This is a genomic window from Hydrogenophaga sp. GW456-12-10-14-TSB4, from assembly GCF_059424305.1.
Genome location: NZ_JBWKZH010000055.1, coordinates 1 through 20,410 on the forward strand (window position 1 = coordinate 1; position 20,410 = coordinate 20,410).

Consider the following 20,410-nt stretch of genomic DNA (forward strand, 5'->3'; position numbering starts at 1 on the left):
ACCCCCACCGAGACCTCCCCCATGGACATGCGTCAGTTGCGGTATTTCGTGCAGATCGTTGAAAGCGGCAGCCTGGCCAAGGCGTCGCGCCAGCTGTTCATCGCGCAACCGGCGCTGAGCAAACACATGGCCCACCTGGAAGAAGAGATCGGCAAGGCCCTGCTGGTGCGCTCCTCGCGCGGCGTGGTCCCCACCAACAACGGCGTGGCGCTCTACCACCACGCCAAGTTCATGCTGCGCCAGCTGGAGCAGGCGGTCGCGGTGGCGCGCCAGGAAACCGCCTCGTTGAGCGGGCGCGTCTCCATCGGCCTGGCGCCCACCACCGCGTGCCAGGTCGGCCTGCCGCTGCTGGAGCACCTCAAGGACAAATTCCCGGGCGTGCAGCTGAACGTGATCGAGGGACTGAGCGGCCACCTGGAGTACATGGCCAGCGTCGGCCAGCTGGACCTGGCCATCCTGTTCGGGCCGAACGCCGCCTCGGACATGGACGTGGAGCCCCTGCTGGAGGAAGAGATGTTCGTGGTGCTCGCCGCGAACAGCGAACTCGTCGAGCCGGGGCGCGAGGCGCTGACCTTGCGCGAGGCCGCGCAGCTGCCGCTGATCCTGCCCAGCCTGCGCCACGGCCTGCGCCGCCGCCGCATCGAGCTGGAGTTCGAGCGCGCCGGCCTGCCGCTGGACGCGGTGGCCGAGCTCGATTCGCTGCCGCTGCTCATGACCTGCGTCGAACGCGGCCTGGGCGCGACCATCCAGCCCCGCGCCGCGCTGCACGTGCTGGGCAACCAGCCCGACCGCTGGCGTTGCCTGCACATCGCCGACGTGGAGGTGAAACGGCCCAACTACCTCTATGCACTGCCCCCCACCAAGCTTTCGCCCTGCACGGCGGCGGTGCGCGACGAGCTGCACATCGTCGTGCGGCAGCTGGTCGAGTCGGGCGACTGGCAGGGCGTCACCCTGCCCGCCGAGGCGCTGGCGGCCTGAAGCCTCGCCCCCGCGGCGCGGGGCATCACTTGTGGCTATAGCCGGTGCAGGAAATCGGTAGTTTTCGCGCAGGGCGCCCCTGCGTAGCATCCCGGCGACCCCCCAACGAAAGGCCCCGAGTGATGCAGAGAAAGTTCCCCAAGCTGTTCGAGCCCGTGCGCATCGGCAAGGTGCGCATGAAGAACCGGATCGCCATGGCCCCCATGGGCTTCCCGGCCCTGAGCGACTTCGCCGGCCTGCCCACGCAGCGCTACGTTGACTACTTCACCGAGCGCGCGCGCGGCGGCGTGGGCCTGCTGCTCACCGGCATGCTCAAGGTGGAAGACAACATCGAACACTCCACGCGCAAACGCGGGCCGATCCGCGACGAATTCATCCGCCCCTTCGCCGACCTCACCGAGGCCGCCCACGCGCTGGGCGCGAAGATCTTCGGCCAGTTGTCGGCCGGCTTCGGCCACCAGGCGCGCCCGGGTTCAGTGCGCGGCGGGCCGGTGTCCGCCTCGGCCATCCCCAACTTCGGCGACACCAGCGTGACCTGCCGGGCCCTGACCACCGAGGAAGTGCAACAGCTCGTGAAGGCCTTCGGCAACGCGGCCGAAATCTTCGCGCGCGCCGGCGTGGACGGCGTGGAACTGCACGGCCACGGCGGCTTCCTGCTCGACCAGTTCACCACCTCGCTGTGGAACCGGCGCGACGACCAGTACGGCGGCGACCTGGCCGCGCGCATGCGCTTTCCCATCGAGGTGCTGCAGGAGATCAAGCGCCGCGTGGGACCCGACTTCCCCGTGACCTACCGCTACGGCCTCAAGCACTACATGAAGTCGTTCACCCAGGCGGCGCTGCCTGGCGAAAACTTCGTCGAAGTGGGCCGCGACATCGACGAAGGCCTGGAAATGGCCCGGCGCCTGCAGGACGCCGGCTTCGACGCCCTGGCCGTGGACGCGGGCACGCTCGCCGGCCACTACTGGGCCCACCCGCCCATGTACCAGAAGCACGGCTGCCTGCTGGACATGGCGGCGATGGTCAAGGAAGTGGTCGAGATCCCGGTGCTCGCCGTGGGCCGGCTCGACATCCCCGACATGGCGGAGCAGGCCCTGGTGGACGGCAAGGCCGACATGGTCTCGCTCGCGCGCGGCCTGCTGGCCGACCCGTACTGGCCCACCAAGGTGCTGCAAGGCCGCGTCGACGACATCCGCCCCTGCATCGGCTGCCACCAGGCCTGCACCGAGGCCTACAACGGCCGCGAGATCAACTCCTGCACGGTCAACCCGGCCGCCGGGCGCGAGAAGGCCTACGAGCTGCGGCCGGCCGAGACGGCCCGCACGGTGCTGGTGGTCGGCGGCGGCATCGCGGGCATGGAAGCCGCGCGCGTGTCGGCCACGCGCGGCCACGCGGTCACCCTGTTCGAGAAGGGCGATGCGCTGGGCGGCCACCTGCTCGAAGCCGGCGTGCCCGACGACAAGAAAGATGTGGAGCGGCTCAACCAGTGGTACCTGCGGCAGCTCGACAAGCTGGGCGTGAACGTGCGCCTGCACACCGAGGTGACGGCCGAACTCGTCGAGCGCGAACGCCCCGAGGTGGTGGTGGTGGCCAGCGGCTCGCGGGACGTGGTGCCGCGCCTGCCGGGTGTGCACAAGCCCCATGTGATCACCACCACCGAAGCGCTGCTGGAGAAGAAGCCCACGGGCGCGCGGGTGGTCGTGGTGGGCGCGGGCGAGAACGGCTGCGAGGCGGCCCTCTGGCTGGCGAAGAAGGGCCGCGAGGTGACGCTGGTCGAGATGCAGTCCCGCCCCATGGCGGCACCGGTGGCGCGCGCCAACAAGAACATGCTGCTCGATTCGCTGGCCCTGCACCAGATCCCGATCCGCACCGACACCACGCTGATGGAAGTGCTGGACGACGCGGTAATGGTGAAGGAGCAGGACGGCAGCCTGGTGCGCATCGACTGCGACACCGTGGTCCTGGCGGTCGGGCTCAAGGCCGACGACCAGCTCCACCAACAGCTGATGGGCAGCCTGGCCGCGCCCCTGTACGCCATCGGCGATTGCCAGGAGCCGCGCAACATCATGCGCGCCATCTGGGAAGGCTTCGAGGTCGGGCGCACGGTCTGACGCCGCCGCCACGAAAACCCACAACAGGAGACATTGCATGCACCACACGATCAAGACAACGCTGCTGGCCTGGGCCTCCTGCCTGGGCCTGTCCCTCGCACCCCAGGGGGCGGTGGCCCAGGACTTTCCCACGCGCCCGGTCACGATGACCGTCGGCTACGGCGCCGGCGACAACATGGACCTCATGGCCCGCGTGCTGGCCACGCGCGTCGAGAAGATCCTGGGCCAGCCCTTCGTCGTCATGAACAAGCCCGGCGCGGCGGGCGCGGTGGCGCTCGGCAGCCTGGCCAAGGAAAAACCGGACGGCTACCAGCTCGGGGTCGTGATCGACACGCCCCTGGACCGGTTGCCCCTGCTGCGCAAGCTGCCCTACAAGATGGACGACTTCGTGCCCGTCCTGCAGTTCGCCTCCGGGGCGACGGGTGTGGTCGTCAAGGCCAGTTCACCCTGGAAGACCTTGCCCGAGTTCATCCAGTACGCCCGCGAGAACCCGGGCAAGGTGACCTACACGACCACCGGCGTGGGCAGCACCATGCACGTGGCCTTCCAGTACATCGAGAAGCAGGCCGGCATCGAATGGATCCACGTGCCCTACCCCGGCGCCAAACAGGGCCTGACCGCGGTGATGGGCGGGCATGTGACGGCGGCGGTGGGCTCGACCCAGTGGGCACCCGAGGTGAACGACGGCTCGCTGCGCCTGCTGGCCACCATCGGCGAACAGCGCATGAAAGCCTTTCCGGCGGCCCCCACCATCCGTGAGCTGGGCTACAACTTCGGCGCCGCGTCCGCCAGCCTGATTGTGGTTCCCAAGGGCACGCCGCCAGCGGTGGTGAAGAAACTCGGCGACGCCTTCCGGCAGGCCATGGACGATCCGGAGTTCGTGCGGCTGATGAACAACATCCACCTGGAGGCGGTCCACCGCAACAGCGACGAGGCGAAGAAATACCTGGAAGACATCGCCCGGGATTTCGCCAAGGTGATCGTGGATTTGAAGATCCCGACCGAGTTCGACAGCAAGTAGGTGCGCCCGGGTACCTCGATGCTCATTTGACAGGCACCCTGTCGCAGGGCCAGAAGGGCCGCGCCCTGCGGCGGTTGTTCCTGCGGTTATCCACAAGATTGGGCACAGTCGCGGTGGACAATCCGGCGGCCGGTCGAGCGGCACTACAACCCGTGGTCGTCATCCATCTTTTGAAGCGCGGCGGGCGGCACGCCCGTGTTGAAGGTGAGCAGTTGCAGGTGCTGGCGCAGCTCATGCCAGCCGGTCTTGACCTGCCCGCCGAGCCGTTCCTCTGCGACCACATGGCAGCGTCCCTTGTGGGCGTGCAGCACCTCGGAGATGTCGCCCTCCCCAGGCTTCTTGCAGAAGACCGCGGCACCCTCGTCGGCGTCGTCGATCCAGGTGCCGCAAACGTCGCAACAGAGAATCGGAACGGTCCGGTGGCCCTTGTTCATGACCTTGATCATCGCCCCTCCTGTGACAGGGTGAGTGAATGTCTCCGCCATCCATCTTTTCATGCCTGCCCCTCTCTGGGCATGGGTACAAATCCCGATCTGATGCAGAAGACGCCACAAGAAGCGGGTGGCCCTTACACCGCCGGAAATGAAAAAGCCCCGCGTCAGCGGGGCTTTTCTTTGTGCATGGGGTGGGGTGGCTGATGGGACTCGAACCCACGACAACAGGAATCACAATCCTGGACTCTACCAACTGAGCTACAGCCACCGCAAGCTAAGCATTATAGCCCGAACCGGAGGCCTCTCAGCGAGGGGCCGCCGAAGTGGCCACAGGCTCCGGCACCAGGATGCGGACCTTGAAGCGTTCCTTGAGCGCATCGACGTAGGCTTCGTTCTCGGCCGAGGCCCACCACTGGTTGTACTGCTGCACCTCCTGAGCCAGGGCCGGCGCGGCGCGCAGGTCGCGCGGCAGCACCTTCTCGACCTTCACGACGGCGTAGCCCTGGTCGGGCAGGTTCACGCCCACCCAGGCGGGCAAGGTCTTCGGGTCGGCGCTCAGGGCAGCCGTCAGCACCGGCTGCGCCAGGCCTTGCGGGTTCTCGCGCGAGACCACCACGGCATTGCCCAGGCCCTTGGCCTCACCGCCCGACTTCCAGGCCTGCAACTGCTTCTCGCCTTCCGCGCGCGCCAGCTCGGCCGTGCGTTGGGCGACCAGACGGGCACGCACCTGATCGCGCACTTCGGCCAGAGGCTGGGTGTGCGCGGGCGAGTGCTTCACCACGCGGCCAGACACCAGCTGACCCGAGCCGGTGTCGATCGCTTCGGTGTTGCGCTTCTTGTCGATCGACTCGGTGTCGAACAGGGCGCCAAGCAGGCGTTCGTTGGTCAGCACACCCGTGGCGCCGGGCTGGGCGTGGCGTTGCACCGTGGCCTTGCGGATTTGCAGTTTCAGGCGATCGGCCGCGGGTTGCAGGGAATCGGCTTGCTCGTAGACGAGGTTGCTGAAGGTGTCGGCGGCTTCGGCGTACTGCTTCTGGGCCAGCTGCTTGCGGAGCTCGGCTTCGATCTCGGGGCGCATGGACTCGAAGCTGCGCACCGGCGGCGCCTTGATGTCGGTGAGCTGGATGATGTGGAAACCGAAATCGGTTTCGACCACATCCGAGATGGCGCCCTTGGCCAGCGAGAACACGGCGTCCTCGAAGGGCTTGACCATGGCGCCGCGGCCAAAGTAGTCCAGGTCGCCGCCCTTGGAGGCGGAGCCCGGGTCTTTCGATTCGGCCTTGGCCACATCGGCAAAGCTCGCGGGCTTGGCGCGCACCTGCGCCAGCAGCTCTTCGGCGCGCTTGCGCACGGCGTCCTTGTCGGCGGCGGGCGCGCCGGCCGGCACCGTCAACAGGATGTGGCGCGCGCGGCGCTCCTCGGTGCCCGACAGGCGCGAGGCGTTCTGGTCGTAATAGGCCTTCACGTCGGACGGGTTGAAGCTCACGCTGTTCTGCAGCGCCGCCGCGTCGAGCACGAGGTATTCGATCTCGGCCTGCTCGGGCGCCTGGAACGAGGCCTGGTTCGCGCTGTAGAAGGCTTCGATGTCGGCGTCGGTGGGCTGCACCTGCGACGCGAAGTCGCCGGCGGCGAAGCGCGCCACGCGCACTTCACGGCGCTCGAAGAAGGCGTTGAGCGACACGGAGGCCAGCGCGGTCGGCGCAAAGCCGGACCCCAGGATGCCTTGCGAGACCTGGCGCTGCGAGAGGTCGGCGCGCACACGCGCCTCGAACATCTCGGGCGTCAGGCCCTGGCGGGCGACGAGCTGGCGGTAGGCCTCGACGTCGAGCGAGCCGTCGGGCTTGCGCAGCGTGGCGATGGCTTCGTTCTGCTGCAGGTCGCGCGCCAGGCGCGCGTCGCTGGTGTAGAGGTTGAGCTTGGTGGCCGCTGCGGCCAGCAGGCGCTGGCGCACCAGGCGCTCCAGCGTGGCGTAGCGCGCGCCTTCGCTGTCGAGCAGGCTCGAATCGATCGAGGGCATGGCTTCGCGCAGGCGCTGCGATTCCTGCTGATGCGCCTGGTCCCATTCGGCCTTGGTGATGTCTTTTCCATCGACGACAGCGACCGGTGCGCCGCTCTCGTTGAAGCGCGTGTAGCCTTCGATGCCGAACAGCACGAACGAGGGGATGATCAGGATCATCAGGAAGCCCATGAGGTACTTCTTGTGATTGCGGATGGAATCGAACATGCCTTGAATCCTGCTACGTGGTGCTGCCGTTTCCGACAACAAAAAAGGCGAACCCTGGTTCGCCTTTTCGATGGTGGTGGGTGCTGACGGGGTCGAACCGCCGACCTACGCCTTGTAAGGGCGCCGCTCTACCGACTGAGCTAAGCACCCCACCGGAAATCCGGGGAGCGCTTCAGTTCAGCGCATCCTTGAGTGCCTTGCCCGGGCGGAACTTCGGCACTTTGGCGGCCTTGATTTTAATCTCAGCGCCGGTGCGGGGGTTGCGACCCTTGCGAGCGGGGCGCTTGGTCACGGCGAAAGAGCCAAAACCGACGAGCGACACAGTGCCACCCTTCTTGAGCGTGGTGCGGATCGCGGTGATGGTCGAGTCCAGTGCACGCGTTGCAGCCGCCTTGGAAATGTCGGCGTGCTTGGCAATGTGTTCGACGAGTTCTGTTTTGTTCACAAATAGCCCCTCTTGAAGTGAGATGAATGTTCCGTAAGGACAGGTTTTTTCCGAAGACGGCGCGGGCCGCGGGCAAAAAACCCCCAATCGCTCTAGGCCGCAGGACGATGCCAACGCTGTGGCAAGCGCTCGGTGATTAGACCCACTGGGCACAACCCCTGTCAATACATGAGGGGTTCGGGCCCGGTGCCTGGCGGCGCAAGAGGCGAGATTCTAGACGCTTTCAACCAACGCCTGTCGCACGGAAACATCTGTCACAAGTGCGACCAATGCTCTCAGGCCGCGAGCACCCCGGCAATGGCCCGTCCCACGTCGCTGGTGCCGGCCTGGCCGCCCAGGTCGGCGGTGCGTGGCGCACCGCTTCCGGGCTGCAGCACGGCCTCGATGGCCTGCATGATCGCGTCGTGTGCACCACGGTGGCCCAGGAAGTCGAGCATCATCGCGCCGCACCAGATCTGCCCGATCGGATTCGCGATCCCGCGTCCCGCGATGTCCGGCGCGGAGCCGTGCACCGGCTCGAACAGCGAGGGGTGCTGCCGCGTGGGGTTGAGGTTGGCGCTGGGCGCGATGCCGATGGTGCCGGTGCAGGCCGGCCCGAGGTCGCTGAGGATGTCGCCGAACAGGTTGCTGCCGACCACCACGTCGAAGAAGTCGGGGCGCTGCACGAAGTGAGCGGTAAGGATGTCGATGTGGAACTTGTCGACCTTCACGTCCGGGTATTCCTTGGCCATTTCGACCACGCGCTCGTCCCAGTACGGCATGGTGATGGCGATGCCGTTGGACTTGGTGGCGCTGGTCAGGTGCTTCTTCGGGCGCGAGCGCGCCACCTCGAAGGCATGGCGCAGCACGCGGTCCACGCCGATGCGCGACATCACCGCTTCCTGTACCACGATCTCGCGCTCGGTGCCGGGGAACATGCGCCCGCCGATGCTGGAATATTCACCTTCGGTGTTCTCGCGCACGATCACCATATCGATCTCACCGGGCGCGCGCGGGCTGCCGTCGCGGCGCACCACGGGCGCGGTGACGCCGGGCATGAGTCTTGCCGGGCGGATGTTGACGTACTGGTCGAACTCGCGGCGGAACATCAGCAGCGAGCCCCAGAGCGATACGTGGTCGGGCACCTTGTCGGGCCAGCCCACCGCACCAAAATAGATCGCGTCGTGGCCGCCGATCTGTTCCTTCCAGTTGTCGGGCAGCATCTTGCCGTGGCGCTCGAAATAGTCGCAGCTGGAAAAATCGAAATGGTCGAACTGCAGGTCGATGCCGAACTTCGAGGCGGCGGCCTCCAGCACGCGGATGCCTTCGGGCATGACTTCGGTGCCGATGCCGTCCCCGGCGATGACGGCGATGCGGTGTTTGCTCATGGTTGTTGCTCCTCGGAAGGGGATGAAAAAAAGGACAGGGCTTCGGCGGTCAGGCGCTCGGGCGCCTCTTCCGCGATGTAGTGGCCGCACGGCAAGGCATGGCCAGAAACGTTCGCCGCGCGCTCGCGCCACAGCGCCAGCACGTCGAAGCAGCGCGCCACGGTGCCGTGCTCGCCCCACAGCACGCGCAGCGGCTGTTCGACGCGGTGGCCGGCGGCCACATCGGCGCGGTCGTGATCGAGGTCGATGGTGGCGCTGGCGCGGTAGTCCTCACAGACCGACTCGGCGGTGCCGGGCAGCGCGGCGCAGCGCCCGTACTCGGCCAGCGCGGCCGGATCGAACGGTGCCAGGCCCGCGTGGCGGCTGCCCATGACGCTGCGCACGTAGCGCGCCGGGTCGCTGCGGATCAGCGCCTCGGGCAGCGGCGGCGGCTGGATCAGGAAGAACCAGTGCCAGTAGGCCCGCGCGAAGGCTTCACCGGTCTGTTCGTACATGGCCAGGGTGGGCGCGATGTCCAGCAGCAGCAGGCGCTGCACGGCCTCGGGGTGGTCGGCGGCCAGTCGGTGCGCCACGCGCGCGCCCCGGTCGTGCGCCAGCACGTCGAAGCGGTCGAAGCCGTGGTGCGCCATGGCGGCGAGGGCGTCGAGCGCCATCTCGCGCTTGCTGTGGGCGAGGTGTTGCGCGTCGGCGGCGGGCCGCGCGGAGTCGCCATAGCCGCGCAGGTCCATCAGCACCAGCGTGAAGTGCCGGGCCAGGGTGGGCGCCACGCGGTGCCACATCGCCATGCTCTGCGGGTGGCCGTGCAACAGCAGGAGCGGCGGCCCGTCCCCGCCAATGCGGGTGTGCAATGCCACGCCATCGCGGTGCACGGTGTGGGGAAAGAATCCGTTCAACATGGGCGCCAGCATAGCCCTCATTGGGGCAATAATCCGGCAATCGATTCATTCCACCAAGGAAACAATTGGACCGCCCTGATCTTGAGCTCGTGCTCGCTGTCCGTCAGCATGGCAGCTTGGCAATGGCCGCGCGCGCGCTGCGCGTCACGCCTTCGGTGGTCACCAAGCGGCTGGCCGCGCTCGAAGCCCGCCTGGGCCTGCGGCTGTTCCAGCGCACCACGCGGCGCGTGAGCCCCACGGCCGAAGGCGACACGCTGTGCGAGCGCGCGGTGCAGCTGCTGCGCGCCTTCGACGAGGTGGAAGCCGAGCTGCGCGAACGCCAGGCCGAGCCCGCCGGCCCGATCCGGCTCGCGGCCACCTTCGGCTTCGGCCGGCTCTGGCTCGGGCCGGCGCTGGCCGAGTTCCAGGCGCGCCACGCCGGCATCCAGGTGCAGCTGCAGCTCACCGAGCAGTTGCCCGATCTGGCCGTGGAAGGTTTTGATGGCGCCATCTGGCTGTGGAACGCGCCCACCGAGCGCGCGGCCGAATGGGTGTCGCGCCGCCTGGCGGCCAACCAGCGCGTGCTGGTGGCCTCGCCCGCCTACCTCGCGCGCCACGGTGCGCCCCGCAGCCTGCAAGAGCTGGAACAACATGCCTGCCTGGTGGTGCGCGAGAACGGCGGCGGGCCGGGCCAGCGCTTCGACCACTGGCGCCTGCAGCGCGCGTCGGACGCGCAGGTGCAGCACGTGCCGGTGAGCGGCCCGCTGTCGAGCAACTCGGGCGAGCTGGTGCGCGACTGGTGCCTGGCGGGCCACGGCCTCATGCTGCGCAGCCTGTGGGACATCGCGCCGCAGATCGCCAGCGGCGAGCTGGTGCGCGTGCTGCCCAGCTATGCCATGCCCGACGCCGACATCCACTGGCTGGCACCGTACCGGCCGCAGACGCCGCGGCGCATCCGCCTGCTGGTGGACTTTCTGGTGGAGAGCTTCCGCAGGGAGCCCTGGAAAAAACGCGTCAGCGCGACGGCGAGCGCACCACCAGCGCCACGCCGAAAGCGGTGAGCGCGGTACCGGCCAGCGTGACGGCCGTGATAGGTTCGGCGAACAGCAGCCAGGCGATCAGGGCGGTGCACGGCGGCACGAGGTACATCAGGCTGGTGACCGAGGCCGCTGCGCCGCGCTGGATCAGCAGGTAGAGCAGCGAGCTGCCGCCCAGCGTGAGGCCCAGCACCGACCAGGCCATGGCGCCGATGAGTTCGCCGTTCCAGTCCATCAGCTCGGCTTCCAGCAGCGTGAGCGGCAGGGTCACCAGCAGCGCCGCGAGCAGCTGCACCGCGTTGGCGGTGCGCACGTCGCAGGCGGCCACGAAGCGCTTCTGGTACAGCGTGCCCACGGTGATGGCGATCAGGGCCATCACGGCGAAAGAGAGGTTGAGCCAGTTCGCCTGATCACCGGGGCCACCCGCGCCGAACTTGCGCGAGACCACCAGCACCAGGCCGGCGAAGCCCAGCAGCAGGCCCAGCCACTGGCGCTTGGACACCTTGGAGCCCGTGCCCGAGAGCCAGATGGCGGTGAGCACCGGCTGCAGGCCGACGATGAGCGAGGACAGGCCCGAGCCCATGCCGGCCTTCACCGCCGCCCACACGCCGCCGAGGTAGCCCGCGTGCATCAGCACACCGGTGACCGCGAGGTGGAACCACTGGGCGCGGCTGCTCGGCCACTTCACGCCGGCCAGGAAGATCCAGGGCAGAAAGCAGGCGATGGACAGCGCATACCGCACGGCGAGGAACTTCATCGGCGGCGCGTGCGGCATGCCGTAGCGCGCCACGATGAAGCCGGTGCTCCAGATCAGCACGAACACCCAGGGCATGGCGCGCAGCCATGCGTTGTCTTGCGCCGGTGCATGCATCGCGGGGCTTTCAGCGCGACTTGGCGCGGATCTCGGGGATGGCTTTCTGCAGGTAGTACACCATCGACCAGATGGTCAACACGGCCGATATCCAGATCAGCCAGGTGCCCCACAGCTGCGTGTCGATCACACCGAACAGCGTGCCGTGGAACAGCAGGAAGGGAATCGCCACCATCTGCACCGTGGTCTTGACCTTGCCGATCATGTGCACGGCCACGCTCTTGGTCGCGCCGATGATGGCCATCCACTCGCGCAGCGACGAAATGGCGATCTCGCGGCCGATGATGATGAGGGCCACGAACACGTCGGCGCGCTCCAGGTGCACCAGCACCAGCAGGCTGGCACAGACCAGGAACTTGTCGGCCACCGGGTCGAGGAAGGCGCCGAAGGCGGAGGTCTGGTTGAGCTTGCGAGCCAGGTAACCGTCGGCCCAGTCGGTCAGCGCAAACACGATGAACAGCACCGTGGCCACCAGGTTCTGCTGGGCCGGGCTCATGCTCTCCATATAGAACACCCCCACGATCAGCGGGATGGCGACGATGCGGGCCCAGGTGAGCAGGGTGGGGAGGTTGAAGAACATGGACGGATTATGCGTTGGTGGCCCGGAAACCGCAGCAGCACGGGCTCTTCAGTGCAGGGCGCGGTAGATGGCATCCGCCAGCTCCGCGGAGATGCCTTCCACCGTGCAGAGGTCTTCCACACTGGCCGAGGCCACCCCGCGCACACCGCCGAAGCGCTGCAGCAGGCGCGCGCGCTTCTTGGGGCCGACACCGGGAATGTCCTCCAGCTTGCTGCCCCCCGTGCGCACCTTGGCGCGTTGCGCGCGCATGCCGGTGATGGCGAAGCGGTGGGCCTCATCGCGGATCTGGGCCACCAGCATCAGCGCGGCGGAGTCGTGGCCGAGGTAAACCTTCTCGCGGCCATCGGCAAACACCAGCTCTTCCAGACCGACCTTGCGGCCCTCGCCCTTCTCCACGCCGACGATGAGCGAGAGGTCCAGGCCGAGCTGCTCGAAGACCTCGCGCGCCATGCTGACCTGGCCCTTGCCGCCGTCGACCAGCACCAGGTCGGGCATGCGCGGGCCGGCCACAGACTCGACCGTGGGCTCGGCGGCCGCCGGTTCTTCCGGCGCGTCGACGGCCACGGCCTCCGGCAGGGCCAGCGGCGCGTCCTCTTCCGCCCGCAAGGCCTCGGCGATGCGGCCGTATCGGCGCAGCAGCACCTGGCGCATGGCGGCGTAGTCGTCGCCCGGGGTGATGCCGTCGATCTTGTAGCGGCGGTACTGGCTGTTTTGCATCTTGTGGCCCTCGAACACCACGCAAGACGCCTGGGTGGACTCACCGGCGGTGTGCGAGATGTCGAAGCACTCGATGCGCAGCGTGTCGAGCTGATCGTCGGGCAGGTTCAAGGCGTCGGCCAGCGCGCGGGTGCGAGCCTGCTGGCTGCCCTCTTCGGCCAGCAGGCGGGCCAGCGCGATGTCGGCGTTCTTCTGCGCCATCTCCAGCCAGATGCGGCGGTGCTCGCGCGGGTGGTGCACCGCGTTCACCTTGGCGCCGATCTGCTCGGTCAGCGCGTCCAGCAGCGGTTTGCCCACCGGGTGGCTGGTCACCAGCGTGTGCGGCATGGCCACGCCCAGGTAGTGCTGCGCAATGAAGGCCTCCAGCACCTGCACGGCCACGCGTTCGGCGGGGTCCGCCGACCTGGGCGCCTCACCGCCCTCCTCGGCCAGCGCGTTGTCGATGGCGGTGGCGTCGTCCACGTGGGCCGGGAAGTAAGGCCGGTCGCCCAGGTGGCGGCCGCCGCGGATCATGGCGAGGTTCACGCAGGCGCGCCCGCCGTGCACCTTCACCGCGAGCACGTCCACGTCCTTGTCGGAGACGGTGTCCATGGCCTGCTGGTGCAGCACGCGCGACAGCGCGCTCATCTGGTTGCGGATCTCGGCGGCCTGCTCGAACTCCAGCTTCTCGGCATGCGCGAGCATGCGCTGCTCCAGCGTGTCGAGCACAGCCTGGGTCTCGCCGCGCAGGAAACGCTCGGCGTCGCGCACGTCCTGCGCGTAGGCCTCGTGGTCGATCAGGTCCACACAGGGGCCGCTGCAGCGCTTGATCTGGTACAGCAGGCAGGGCCGCGTGCGGTTGGTGAACACCGTGTCCTCGCAGGTGCGCAGGCGGAACACCTTCTGCAGCAGCGTGATGGACTCCTTCACCGCCCAGGCGCTGGGGTATGGACCGTAGTAGCTGTGGCGGCGATCGACCACGCCCCGGTAATACGCCATGCGCGGAAACGCCAGCGAGGGCGACGGCAGGCGGGCCGAGGGCTTGAACACCTCGCGCGTGCCGGTGATCTTGAGGTAGGGGTAGCTCTTGTCGTCGCGGAACAGGATGTTGAACTTGGGGTTCAACGTCTTGATGAGGTTGTTTTCCAGCAGCAGCGCCTCGGCCTCGGAGCGCACCACGGTGGTCTCCATGCGCACGATCTTGCTGACCATGTGGCCGATGCGCGTGCCGTCGTGGTTCTTCTGGAAATAGCTCGACACGCGCTTCTTGAGGTTGCGCGCCTTGCCCACGTAGAGCAGCTGGCCCTGGGCGTCGAAATAGCGGTACACGCCGGGCAGGCCCGGCAGGGCAGCCACCTCGCTGAGCAGTTGTTCGGAATGCGTGTCGGACATGGGCGCGTATTGTGGCCCGTCCCCGCCGGCCCCGCCCGTGGGCCGGCCTCAGCGCGAACCGAGCGCCTTGCGGAAGAAGGCCAGGATGGCCTGCGCGGCCTTGTCGCGCGCGGCGCGGTCGCCCTGCACGTGGGCGCCGACGGCGCTGCACGACTGCCGCGTGAGGGTCTGCAGGGCCTCGCCGCTCACGCGCTGGCCGGTGTTGCGGTCGTAGGTGGCGAGCGTGTCGATGTCCATCTCCAGCGGGCAGGTCTCCAGCGTGCGCTGGGCGCCGCGCACGTTCAGGCGGCGCGTGTCGTCCTGGTCGAACTTGTGCATCGCGCCTTCGAGGGCGACGAACTCCACCGGCGTGCCGGCCTTGCCGATGCGCTCGGCGTAGTCGCGGCAGGCGCCGATGGGGGTGTAATCATCGGCATCGCCATGCACCCACAGCATGGGCGCCTTGGTGGTGAACACACCGGGCTTGACCATCAGACGGAAGGCGCCCGCGCAGCCGCCGGCGTACACCGGCACGTGGGCGGCGAAACGCAGGCCGTTGGGCAACTGCTGGGCCGCCGCGATGCGCTCGACCGCTGTGCGCCAGGTGGTGATGCCCCCGCGCGAGAACCCCATGATGGCGATGCGCGCCGGGTCCACCCGAGGGTGGCTGGCCACGAGCTTGAGGGCAGCGAACGCGTCGGCGGTGTCGGCGGCGAAGGGCACCTGGGACTGGTCTTCGGCCGTGCTCTTCACGCCCCGGGGTCCGAAGGAATCGACCGCCAGCACCGCGATGCCCGCCGCGTTGAACTGCCTGGGCCAGAAGTCGATCATGGCGTCGTAGAGGCCGCCCGAGCCGTGGATCAGGATCACGGCGGGCCCGCGTTCCGTGCCCGCAGGCAGAAACCAGTGGCCCACTGGCTGGGCCGGCTCGCCCTGCCCCGGGCCGCGCAGCAACTCGGGCAGGCTGCGCGGGGTGCTGCTGGCAAAGGCATAGCGGCCGGTGGGCGGGCCGGCACTCATGTCGGCAATGAGCTCCTGTGCCGCCAGCAAGGGCGACAGCAGCAGCAGGGGCAGTGCCGCCAGCCAGGGGGTGAAACGTCGCAGGGCCATGGTGCGGGTCTCCGGTGCCTCCAGCGGCCCACGAGGGCCCGGCCTGCGGCGCCCGCCCACTGTAGCCCCGCCGGCCCGCGCCGCCAAGCCCCGACAATGGGGCCCATGCGCTGGGACATTTTCTGCAAGGTGATCGACAACTTCGGCGACGTGGGCGTCTGCTGGCGGCTCTCGGCCGAACTGGCCCGCCGGGGCGAACAGGTGCGCCTGTGGCTGGACGACCCGCAGGCCCTGGCCTGGATGGCGCCCGGTGCGCTGCAGGGCGAGGTGCGCAACATCGAGGTGCTGACCTGGACCTCGCCGCTGCCCGCCGGCCAGGCCGACCCGCAGCCCCCGGCCGACGTGTGGATCGAGGCCTTCGGCTGCGAGCCACCGGCCGAGTGCGTCGAGGCGCTGGGCACCCGCGTGGCCGGCGGCGCGCGCGCGCCGGTGTGGATCAACCTGGAGTACCTGAGCGCCGAGTCCTATGTGGAGCGCTCGCACCGCCTGCCCTCGCCGGTCATGAGCGGGCCGGCGCGCGGGCTCGGCAAATGGTTCTTCTACCCCGGCTTCACCGGGCGCACGGGGGGCCTGCTGCGCGAGCCCGACCTGCTGGCGCGCCAGGCCGCGTTCGACGCCGAGGCCTGGCTGGCCGAGCTGCGGCTGTCGGTGCGCCCCGAGGCCCGCCGGGTCAGCCTCTTCTGCTACGAACCCGCCGCCCTGCCCGCCGTGCTGCGGCAGGCCGGGCAGGACACCGTGCCCAGCGACTGGCTGGTCACCCCGGGGCGCGCCTGGCAGGCCGTGCAGCAGGCGCCCGCGCCCGGCCCGGGCTGCCGGCTGCACGCCCTGCCCCTGCTGAGCCAGCGCGAGTTCGACCACCTGCTCTGGGCTTGCGACCTCAACTTCGTGCGTGGGGAGGATTCGCTGGCCCGCGCCCTGTGGGCCGGCCGGCCCTTCGTTTGGCACATCTACCCGCAGCACGACGACGCGCACCACGCCAAGCTCGAGGCGTTTCTGGACTGGCTGCAGGCACCGCCTTCGCTGCGCGCCTTCCATCTGGCGTGGAACGGCATCGGCCCCGGGGCGGCCGTCTGGCCGGATGCCGACACCCTGGCCGACTGGCGCGGCTGCGCCCGGGCCGCGCGCGAGCGCCTGCTGGCCCAGGCCGACCTGTGCAGCCAACTGATCGGCTTCGCACTGGAAAAGCGATAAAATTCGAGGCTTTGCGGAAAACCGGCCCGGATTCGATCCCAGTCACCGATTCCGCCCCAACCGTTGGAATCCCTATGAAAATCGCCCAAGAACTCCGCGCCGGCAACGTCATCATGCACGGCAAGGACCCGATGATCGTCCTGAAGACCGAATACAGCCGCGGCGGCCGTGGCGCCGCGACCGTGCGCCTCAAGCTCAAGGCCCTGTTGAACAACATGGCCACCGAAGTCGTCTGCAAGGCCGACGACAAGATGGACCAGATCATTCTGGACAAGAAGGACTGCACCTACTCCTACTTCGCCGACCCGATGTACGTCTGCATGGACGCCGAGTACAACCAGTACGAAGTGGAAGCCGAGAACATGGGCGACGCCCTGAACTACCTCGAAGACGGCATGACCGTCGAAGTGGTGTTCTACGACGGCAAGGCCATCTCGGTCGAACTGCCCACCAGCGTCGAGCGCGAAATCACCTGGACCGAGCCGGCCGTCAAGGGCGACACCTCGGGCAAGGTGCTCAAGCCGGCCAAGATCGCCACCGGTTTCGAGGTCTCCGTGCCGCTGTTCGTGGCCCAGGGCGACCGCATCGAAATCGACACGCGCACGGGCGAATACCGCAAGCGCGTCTGAGCGCTTGACGCCCAGGACCACCCCTTGAAAAGGCTCCTGCGGGAGCCTTTTCGCTTTCCGCTCCTCGCGCGCTTCTTCCCCCCATGGACCTGATCGCCCGCATCGCCGACGTCATCATCCCGGTGTTCCTGATCGTGGCGATCGGCTTCGCCTACGCGCGCCGTCAGACGCCCGACATGGGCACCTTCAACCGCATCGCGCTCGACGTGCTGGCCCCCGTGCTGGTGTACTCGGCCCTGGCGTCGCGCGACTTCGTCATCGCCGAGCACCTCGTGCTGCTCGCGGGCGGCGCGGTGATCATCCTGGGCGGCGGCCTGCTGGCCTGGCCGCTGGCGCGGGCCTTCGGCGCGCAGCCGCGCACCCTGGTGCCGGTGGTGATGTTCAACAACTGCGGCAACATGGGCCTGCCGCTGGCGCTGCTGGCCTTCGGCCCGGCGCACTTCGGTGCCGCCGTGGCGCTGTTCTCGGTGAGCAACCTGCTGCATTTCTCGGTCGGGTCGCGCATCACCAGCCGGCTGGCGCGCACGCGCGACCTGCTCACCAGCCCGCTGATGATCGGCACGGCGCTCGGCTTCGCGAGCGCCCTGACCGACGTGCGCCCACCCGACGTGGTGCTCGCCGGCCTGAAGCTGCTGGGCGATGCGCTGCTGCCCATGATGCTGTTCGCCCTGGGTGTGCGCCTGACCGCCCTGACCCGACAAGGCCTGGCGCTGGGCCTGCTCGGCGCGCTCGCCCGCCCGCTCATCGGCCTGGCCATCGCCCTGCCGCTGGCCTGGGCGCTCGGCCTGGAAGGTGCGGCGCGCGGCCAGCTGCTGCTGTTCGCCGCCCTGCCCCCAGCCGTGATGCAGTTCATGCTGGCCGACCGTTACCACCAGGAGCCCGACAAGGTCGGTGCCATGATCATGCTGGGCAACGCCCTGGCCGTGGTCTTCGTGCCGCTGGCCCTGGCGCTCGCCCTGTGAGCGGCATCATCCGGATCACACGACAAACGACGAAGGAATCCACACCATGGAAGCCACCCAAGACCTGAACGAACGCCGCCTGGCCGATGCCTGGGCCGAACTCCAGACCCACGCCAACGAAGGCCTGCCCCTGCAGGCCGACGCCTACCGGCTCGCGTTCGCCGACCCCGAATTCCTGCTGCGCCGCGAAACGCGCGGCATCCGCTTCCAGCTCGAGATGCTCAAGCCCGATCTGGCGCAACGCGACGCCGGCATCGAGAACACCATCGTGGTGTTCGGCAGCGCGCGCTTCCGAGAAGCCAGCGAAGCGCAGGAGCAACTGGTGCGCGCCGAGCGCAGCGGCGACGCGCGCGAGATCGCGCGTGCCCAGGCCATGGTGCGCAATGCGCACTACTATGACCACGCGCGCGAGTTCGCCCGCACCGTGGCGCGCTACAGCGCGCACTGCGACAAGGCCGAGCAGCTCTTCATCTGCACCGGCGGCGGCCCGGGCATCATGGAAGCCGCCAACCGCGGCGCCCACGACGAGGGTGCACCCACCGTCGGCCTGAACATCTCGCTGCCGCACGAGCAGGCCGCCAACCCGTATGTCTCACCCGAGCTGAGCTTCAAGTTCCACTACTTCGCGCTGCGCAAGATGCACTTCATGATGCGCGCCAAGGCCCTGCTGGCCTTCCCTGGCGGCTTCGGCACGCTCGACGAGCTGTTCGAGGTGATCACGCTGGTGCAATGCAAGAAGTCCAAGCCGGTGCCGATCCTGCTGTTCGGCTCGGACTACTGGAAGCGCCTCATCAACCTCGACCTGCTGGTCGAGGAAGGCACGATCTCGCCGGAAGATCTGAACCTGTTCAAGTACGTGGACGACCCGCAGACGGCGTGGGAGCACATCCTGCGTTTCTACGACCTGAAAGGCTGATGGCGCGAGGGTGGATCGCGCCAGGCGATCCACGCTCGCATTCATCTCACTGCCCGGACCAGCCCCCACCCAGGGCTTTGTACAGGTTCACCTGGTTCTGCTGCTGCGCCAGGCGCGTCTGAGCCAGCGCCTGCTGGGTAGCGAACAGCGAGCGCTGTGCGTCCAGCACGTCCAGGAAACTCGCCACGCCGTTGCGGTAGCGCAGCTCGGCCAGGCGGAAGCGCTCGGCCTCGGCCGTGGCCTGCAGCTGCTGGGCGCTCAGCTGGTCGCCCAGCGTCGCACTGCCGGCCAGCGCATCGGCCACTTCGCGGAACGCGGTCTGGATCGCCTTTTCGTACTGGGCGACCGCGATGTCACGGCCTGCGTTGGACGAATCCAGGTTGGCGCGGTTGCGCCCCGCATCGAAGATCGGCAGCAAGGCCTGCGGCGCCAGCGTGAAGCCCCAGGAGCCGTCCTTGAACAGGCCCGACAGACTGCTGCTGGCCGTGCCCGCGCTCGCGGTGAGCGAGATGCGCGGGAAGAACGCCGCGCGCGCGGCACCGATGTTGGCATTGGCGGCGATCAGCTGTTGCTCGGCCTGGCGGATGTCCGGGCGGCGCGTGAGCAGGTCCGACGGCAGGCCGGCGGGCACCTCGCGCAGCATGGTCGCGGCGGGCACGGGCGCGGTCGGCACCACCACCTGGTTGGCGTTGGCGCTTGGCGCTGGCAGGGTCGGTGGCACGGGCAGCAGCTCGGCCGGCGGCGCCTGGCCCACCAGCAGCGTGAGCGCGTTGATGTCCAGCGCGCGCAGGCGGCGTTGCTGGGCCAGCGCGGACTGGGCCGCGGCGGTCAGCGACTCGGCCTGGCGCAGGTCCAGGGCGGACGTGGCGCCGTTGTCGAACCGCAGCTTGCTCAGGCGCAGCGAATCTTCGCGCGTGGCCACGGTGCGCTCGGTCAGCACCAGCAGTTCGTCGTTGGCCTGCAGGCTCAGCCAGGTGCTGGCCACGGCCGCGACCAGGCTGGTCTGCGCGGCGTGGCGCGCTTCCTCGCTGGCGAGGTACTGGGCCAGGGCCGCTTCCTTCAGCGCACCGAGGCGGCCGAAGAAATCGATCTCCCAGGTGCTCAGGGCCAAGCCCACGCTGTAGGTGCTCTGGATGCCGCCGTTGCCGTCGGGCTGGCGGTTGCCGGTGGCGGCCAGGCCGATGGTCGGGAACTGGTCGGCGCGGCGGATCTGGTACTGCGCGCGCACCTGCTCGATGTTGAGCGTGGCCACGCGCAGGTCGCGGTTGTTCTTCAGCGCCAGCGCGATCAGCTCGCGCAGCTTGGCATCGCCGATGAACTCGCGCCAGGCGACGTCGGCGCCCGTCTTCGCGTCCGCCGCCGCAGCAGGCTGCGGGCCGGGGAACTGGGAAGCCACGGGTGCTTCAGGCCGCTCGTACTTCGGAATGAACGAACAGGCCGACAGAGCAGCAGCAGCCAACAGCGTCAAGCCGATGGCGCGCCAGCGCCGAGGCGAAACATCCAGTGCATCGGCGGAACTGGCTTCGCCAGGCCGCACGATGCGCCCCCCTGGGGGGGTGGCGCCGAAGGCGACGCGGGGGGGGGTCATAAGG

At 68.6% G+C, this 20,410-nt stretch carries 18 protein-coding genes and 2 tRNA genes; 8 read left to right on the top strand and 12 right to left on the bottom strand.

Annotated features, from left to right (window positions below; translation table 11 throughout):
- From AC07ZS_RS22290 to AC07ZS_RS22300, 3 genes are all read left to right on the top strand, one after another.
- The coding region (locus tag AC07ZS_RS22290) for a LysR substrate-binding domain-containing protein (protein ID WP_494800721.1) at positions 1-978 on the top strand (978 nt) is incomplete at its 5' end.
- A 122-nt stretch (positions 979-1,100) separates the two neighbouring features.
- Complete coding sequence (locus tag AC07ZS_RS22295; protein WP_494800722.1) at positions 1,101-3,089, top strand: oxidoreductase; 1,989 nt, start codon at positions 1,101-1,103, stop codon at positions 3,087-3,089.
- A gap of 37 nt (positions 3,090-3,126) precedes the next feature.
- Positions 3,127-4,110, top strand: coding sequence for a Bug family tripartite tricarboxylate transporter substrate binding protein (locus AC07ZS_RS22300; RefSeq protein WP_494800723.1), 984 nt, complete (start codon positions 3,127-3,129; stop codon positions 4,108-4,110).
- Positions 4,111-4,253: 143 nt separating this feature from the next.
- Here the strand turns inward: AC07ZS_RS22300 and AC07ZS_RS22305 are convergent, their stop codons facing one another.
- The 7 genes from AC07ZS_RS22305 to AC07ZS_RS22335 all read right to left on the bottom strand — a co-directional run bounded on the left by AC07ZS_RS22305 (position 4,254) and on the right by AC07ZS_RS22335 (position 9,476).
- Positions 4,254-4,556 carry a hypothetical protein gene (locus tag AC07ZS_RS22305; RefSeq protein ID WP_494800724.1) on the bottom strand — a complete coding sequence of 101 codons (303 nt, stop codon included), beginning with the start codon at positions 4,554-4,556 and terminating at the stop codon, positions 4,254-4,256.
- 180 nt (positions 4,557-4,736) lie between these two features.
- Positions 4,737-4,812 (bottom strand) — tRNA-His (locus AC07ZS_RS22310).
- A 36-nt stretch (positions 4,813-4,848) separates the two neighbouring features.
- A complete protein-coding gene (locus AC07ZS_RS22315; RefSeq protein WP_494800725.1) occupies positions 4,849-6,768 on the bottom strand; it encodes a SurA N-terminal domain-containing protein in 1,920 nt (639 codons plus the stop codon).
- 74 nt (positions 6,769-6,842) lie between these two features.
- Positions 6,843-6,918, bottom strand: a tRNA-Val gene (locus AC07ZS_RS22320).
- A gap of 22 nt (positions 6,919-6,940) precedes the next feature.
- On the bottom strand, positions 6,941-7,213 hold the full coding sequence (locus AC07ZS_RS22325) for an HU family DNA-binding protein (RefSeq protein ID WP_066158910.1): 273 nt from the start codon (positions 7,211-7,213) through the stop codon (positions 6,941-6,943).
- A 275-nt stretch (positions 7,214-7,488) separates the two neighbouring features.
- The gene (locus AC07ZS_RS22330; protein WP_494800726.1) at positions 7,489-8,580 is read right to left on the bottom strand and encodes a tartrate dehydrogenase; all 1,092 of its coding nucleotides are present in this window, start codon (positions 8,578-8,580) and stop codon (positions 7,489-7,491) included.
- Positions 8,577-9,476, bottom strand: a complete 900-nt coding sequence (locus AC07ZS_RS22335; protein ID WP_494800727.1) for an alpha/beta fold hydrolase — start codon at positions 9,474-9,476, stop codon at positions 8,577-8,579. The genes AC07ZS_RS22330 and AC07ZS_RS22335 overlap by 4 nt, the downstream gene beginning before the upstream one ends.
- 65 nt (positions 9,477-9,541) lie before the next feature.
- Here AC07ZS_RS22335 and AC07ZS_RS22340 point away from each other — a divergent pair, with 65 nt between their 5' ends.
- On the top strand, positions 9,542-10,516 hold the full coding sequence (locus AC07ZS_RS22340) for a LysR family transcriptional regulator (RefSeq protein WP_494800728.1): 975 nt from the start codon (positions 9,542-9,544) through the stop codon (positions 10,514-10,516).
- Here AC07ZS_RS22340 and AC07ZS_RS22345 read toward each other — a convergent pair.
- The 4 genes from AC07ZS_RS22345 to AC07ZS_RS22360 are packed head-to-tail and all read right to left on the bottom strand — an operon-like array spanning position 10,470 to position 15,120.
- Positions 10,470-11,363 (bottom strand): DMT family transporter, encoded by an 894-nt coding sequence (locus tag AC07ZS_RS22345; protein ID WP_494800729.1) that lies wholly within the window; start codon positions 11,361-11,363, stop codon positions 10,470-10,472. The two genes, AC07ZS_RS22340 and AC07ZS_RS22345, sit on opposite strands and share 47 nt — an antisense overlap.
- A gap of 10 nt (positions 11,364-11,373) precedes the next feature.
- Positions 11,374-11,943 carry a CDP-diacylglycerol--glycerol-3-phosphate 3-phosphatidyltransferase gene (pgsA, locus tag AC07ZS_RS22350; protein WP_494800730.1) on the bottom strand — a complete coding sequence of 190 codons (570 nt, stop codon included), beginning with the start codon at positions 11,941-11,943 and terminating at the stop codon, positions 11,374-11,376.
- Positions 11,944-11,991: 48 nt separating this feature from the next.
- Positions 11,992-14,031 carry an excinuclease ABC subunit UvrC gene (uvrC, locus tag AC07ZS_RS22355; protein WP_494800731.1) on the bottom strand — a complete coding sequence of 680 codons (2,040 nt, stop codon included), beginning with the start codon at positions 14,029-14,031 and terminating at the stop codon, positions 11,992-11,994.
- A 48-nt stretch (positions 14,032-14,079) separates the two neighbouring features.
- Positions 14,080-15,120: a dienelactone hydrolase family protein gene (locus AC07ZS_RS22360; RefSeq protein WP_494800732.1), complete on the bottom strand. Its 1,041-nt coding sequence runs from the start codon at positions 15,118-15,120 to the stop codon at positions 14,080-14,082.
- Between the two features lie 105 nt (positions 15,121-15,225).
- Here AC07ZS_RS22360 and earP point away from each other — a divergent pair, with 105 nt between their 5' ends.
- From earP to AC07ZS_RS22380, 4 genes are all read left to right on the top strand, one after another.
- Positions 15,226-16,311: an elongation factor P maturation arginine rhamnosyltransferase EarP gene (gene earP / locus AC07ZS_RS22365; RefSeq protein ID WP_494800733.1), complete on the top strand. Its 1,086-nt coding sequence runs from the start codon at positions 15,226-15,228 to the stop codon at positions 16,309-16,311.
- Positions 16,312-16,385: 74 nt separating this feature from the next.
- Positions 16,386-16,940 (top strand): elongation factor P, encoded by a 555-nt coding sequence (efp, locus tag AC07ZS_RS22370; protein WP_494800734.1) that lies wholly within the window; start codon positions 16,386-16,388, stop codon positions 16,938-16,940.
- An 83-nt stretch (positions 16,941-17,023) separates the two neighbouring features.
- The gene (locus AC07ZS_RS22375; protein ID WP_494800735.1) at positions 17,024-17,902 is read left to right on the top strand and encodes an AEC family transporter; all 879 of its coding nucleotides are present in this window, start codon (positions 17,024-17,026) and stop codon (positions 17,900-17,902) included.
- A gap of 46 nt (positions 17,903-17,948) precedes the next feature.
- Positions 17,949-18,818 carry an LOG family protein gene (locus tag AC07ZS_RS22380; RefSeq protein WP_494800736.1) on the top strand — a complete coding sequence of 290 codons (870 nt, stop codon included), beginning with the start codon at positions 17,949-17,951 and terminating at the stop codon, positions 18,816-18,818.
- A 46-nt stretch (positions 18,819-18,864) separates the two neighbouring features.
- Here AC07ZS_RS22380 and AC07ZS_RS22385 read toward each other — a convergent pair whose 3' ends face one another.
- The gene (locus AC07ZS_RS22385; RefSeq protein WP_494800737.1) at positions 18,865-20,406 is read right to left on the bottom strand and encodes an efflux transporter outer membrane subunit; all 1,542 of its coding nucleotides are present in this window, start codon (positions 20,404-20,406) and stop codon (positions 18,865-18,867) included.
- Positions 20,407-20,410: the final 4 nt, after the last annotated feature.

Coding starts and splice junctions, on each gene's coding strand:
- AC07ZS_RS22295 (WP_494800722.1), top strand. CDS start 1,101: ATGCAGAGAAAGTTCCCCAAGCTGTTCGAGCCCGTGCGCATCGGCAAG.
- AC07ZS_RS22300 (WP_494800723.1), top strand. CDS start 3,127: ATGCACCACACGATCAAGACAACGCTGCTGGCCTGGGCCTCCTGCCTG.
- AC07ZS_RS22305 (WP_494800724.1), bottom strand. CDS start 4,556: ATGATCAAGGTCATGAACAAGGGCCACCGGACCGTTCCGATTCTCTGT.
- AC07ZS_RS22315 (WP_494800725.1), bottom strand. CDS start 6,768: ATGTTCGATTCCATCCGCAATCACAAGAAGTACCTCATGGGCTTCCTG.
- AC07ZS_RS22330 (WP_494800726.1), bottom strand. CDS start 8,580: ATGAGCAAACACCGCATCGCCGTCATCGCCGGGGACGGCATCGGCACC.
- AC07ZS_RS22335 (WP_494800727.1), bottom strand. CDS start 9,476: ATGTTGAACGGATTCTTTCCCCACACCGTGCACCGCGATGGCGTGGCA.
- AC07ZS_RS22345 (WP_494800729.1), bottom strand. CDS start 11,363: ATGCATGCACCGGCGCAAGACAACGCATGGCTGCGCGCCATGCCCTGG.
- pgsA (WP_494800730.1), bottom strand. CDS start 11,943: ATGTTCTTCAACCTCCCCACCCTGCTCACCTGGGCCCGCATCGTCGCC.
- uvrC (WP_494800731.1), bottom strand. CDS start 14,031: ATGTCCGACACGCATTCCGAACAACTGCTCAGCGAGGTGGCTGCCCTG.
- AC07ZS_RS22360 (WP_494800732.1), bottom strand. CDS start 15,120: ATGGCCCTGCGACGTTTCACCCCCTGGCTGGCGGCACTGCCCCTGCTG.
- earP (WP_494800733.1), top strand. CDS start 15,226: ATGCGCTGGGACATTTTCTGCAAGGTGATCGACAACTTCGGCGACGTG.
- efp (WP_494800734.1), top strand. CDS start 16,386: ATGAAAATCGCCCAAGAACTCCGCGCCGGCAACGTCATCATGCACGGC.
- AC07ZS_RS22375 (WP_494800735.1), top strand. CDS start 17,024: ATGGACCTGATCGCCCGCATCGCCGACGTCATCATCCCGGTGTTCCTG.
- AC07ZS_RS22380 (WP_494800736.1), top strand. CDS start 17,949: ATGGAAGCCACCCAAGACCTGAACGAACGCCGCCTGGCCGATGCCTGG.
- AC07ZS_RS22385 (WP_494800737.1), bottom strand. CDS start 20,406: ATGACCCCCCCCCGCGTCGCCTTCGGCGCCACCCCCCCAGGGGGGCGC.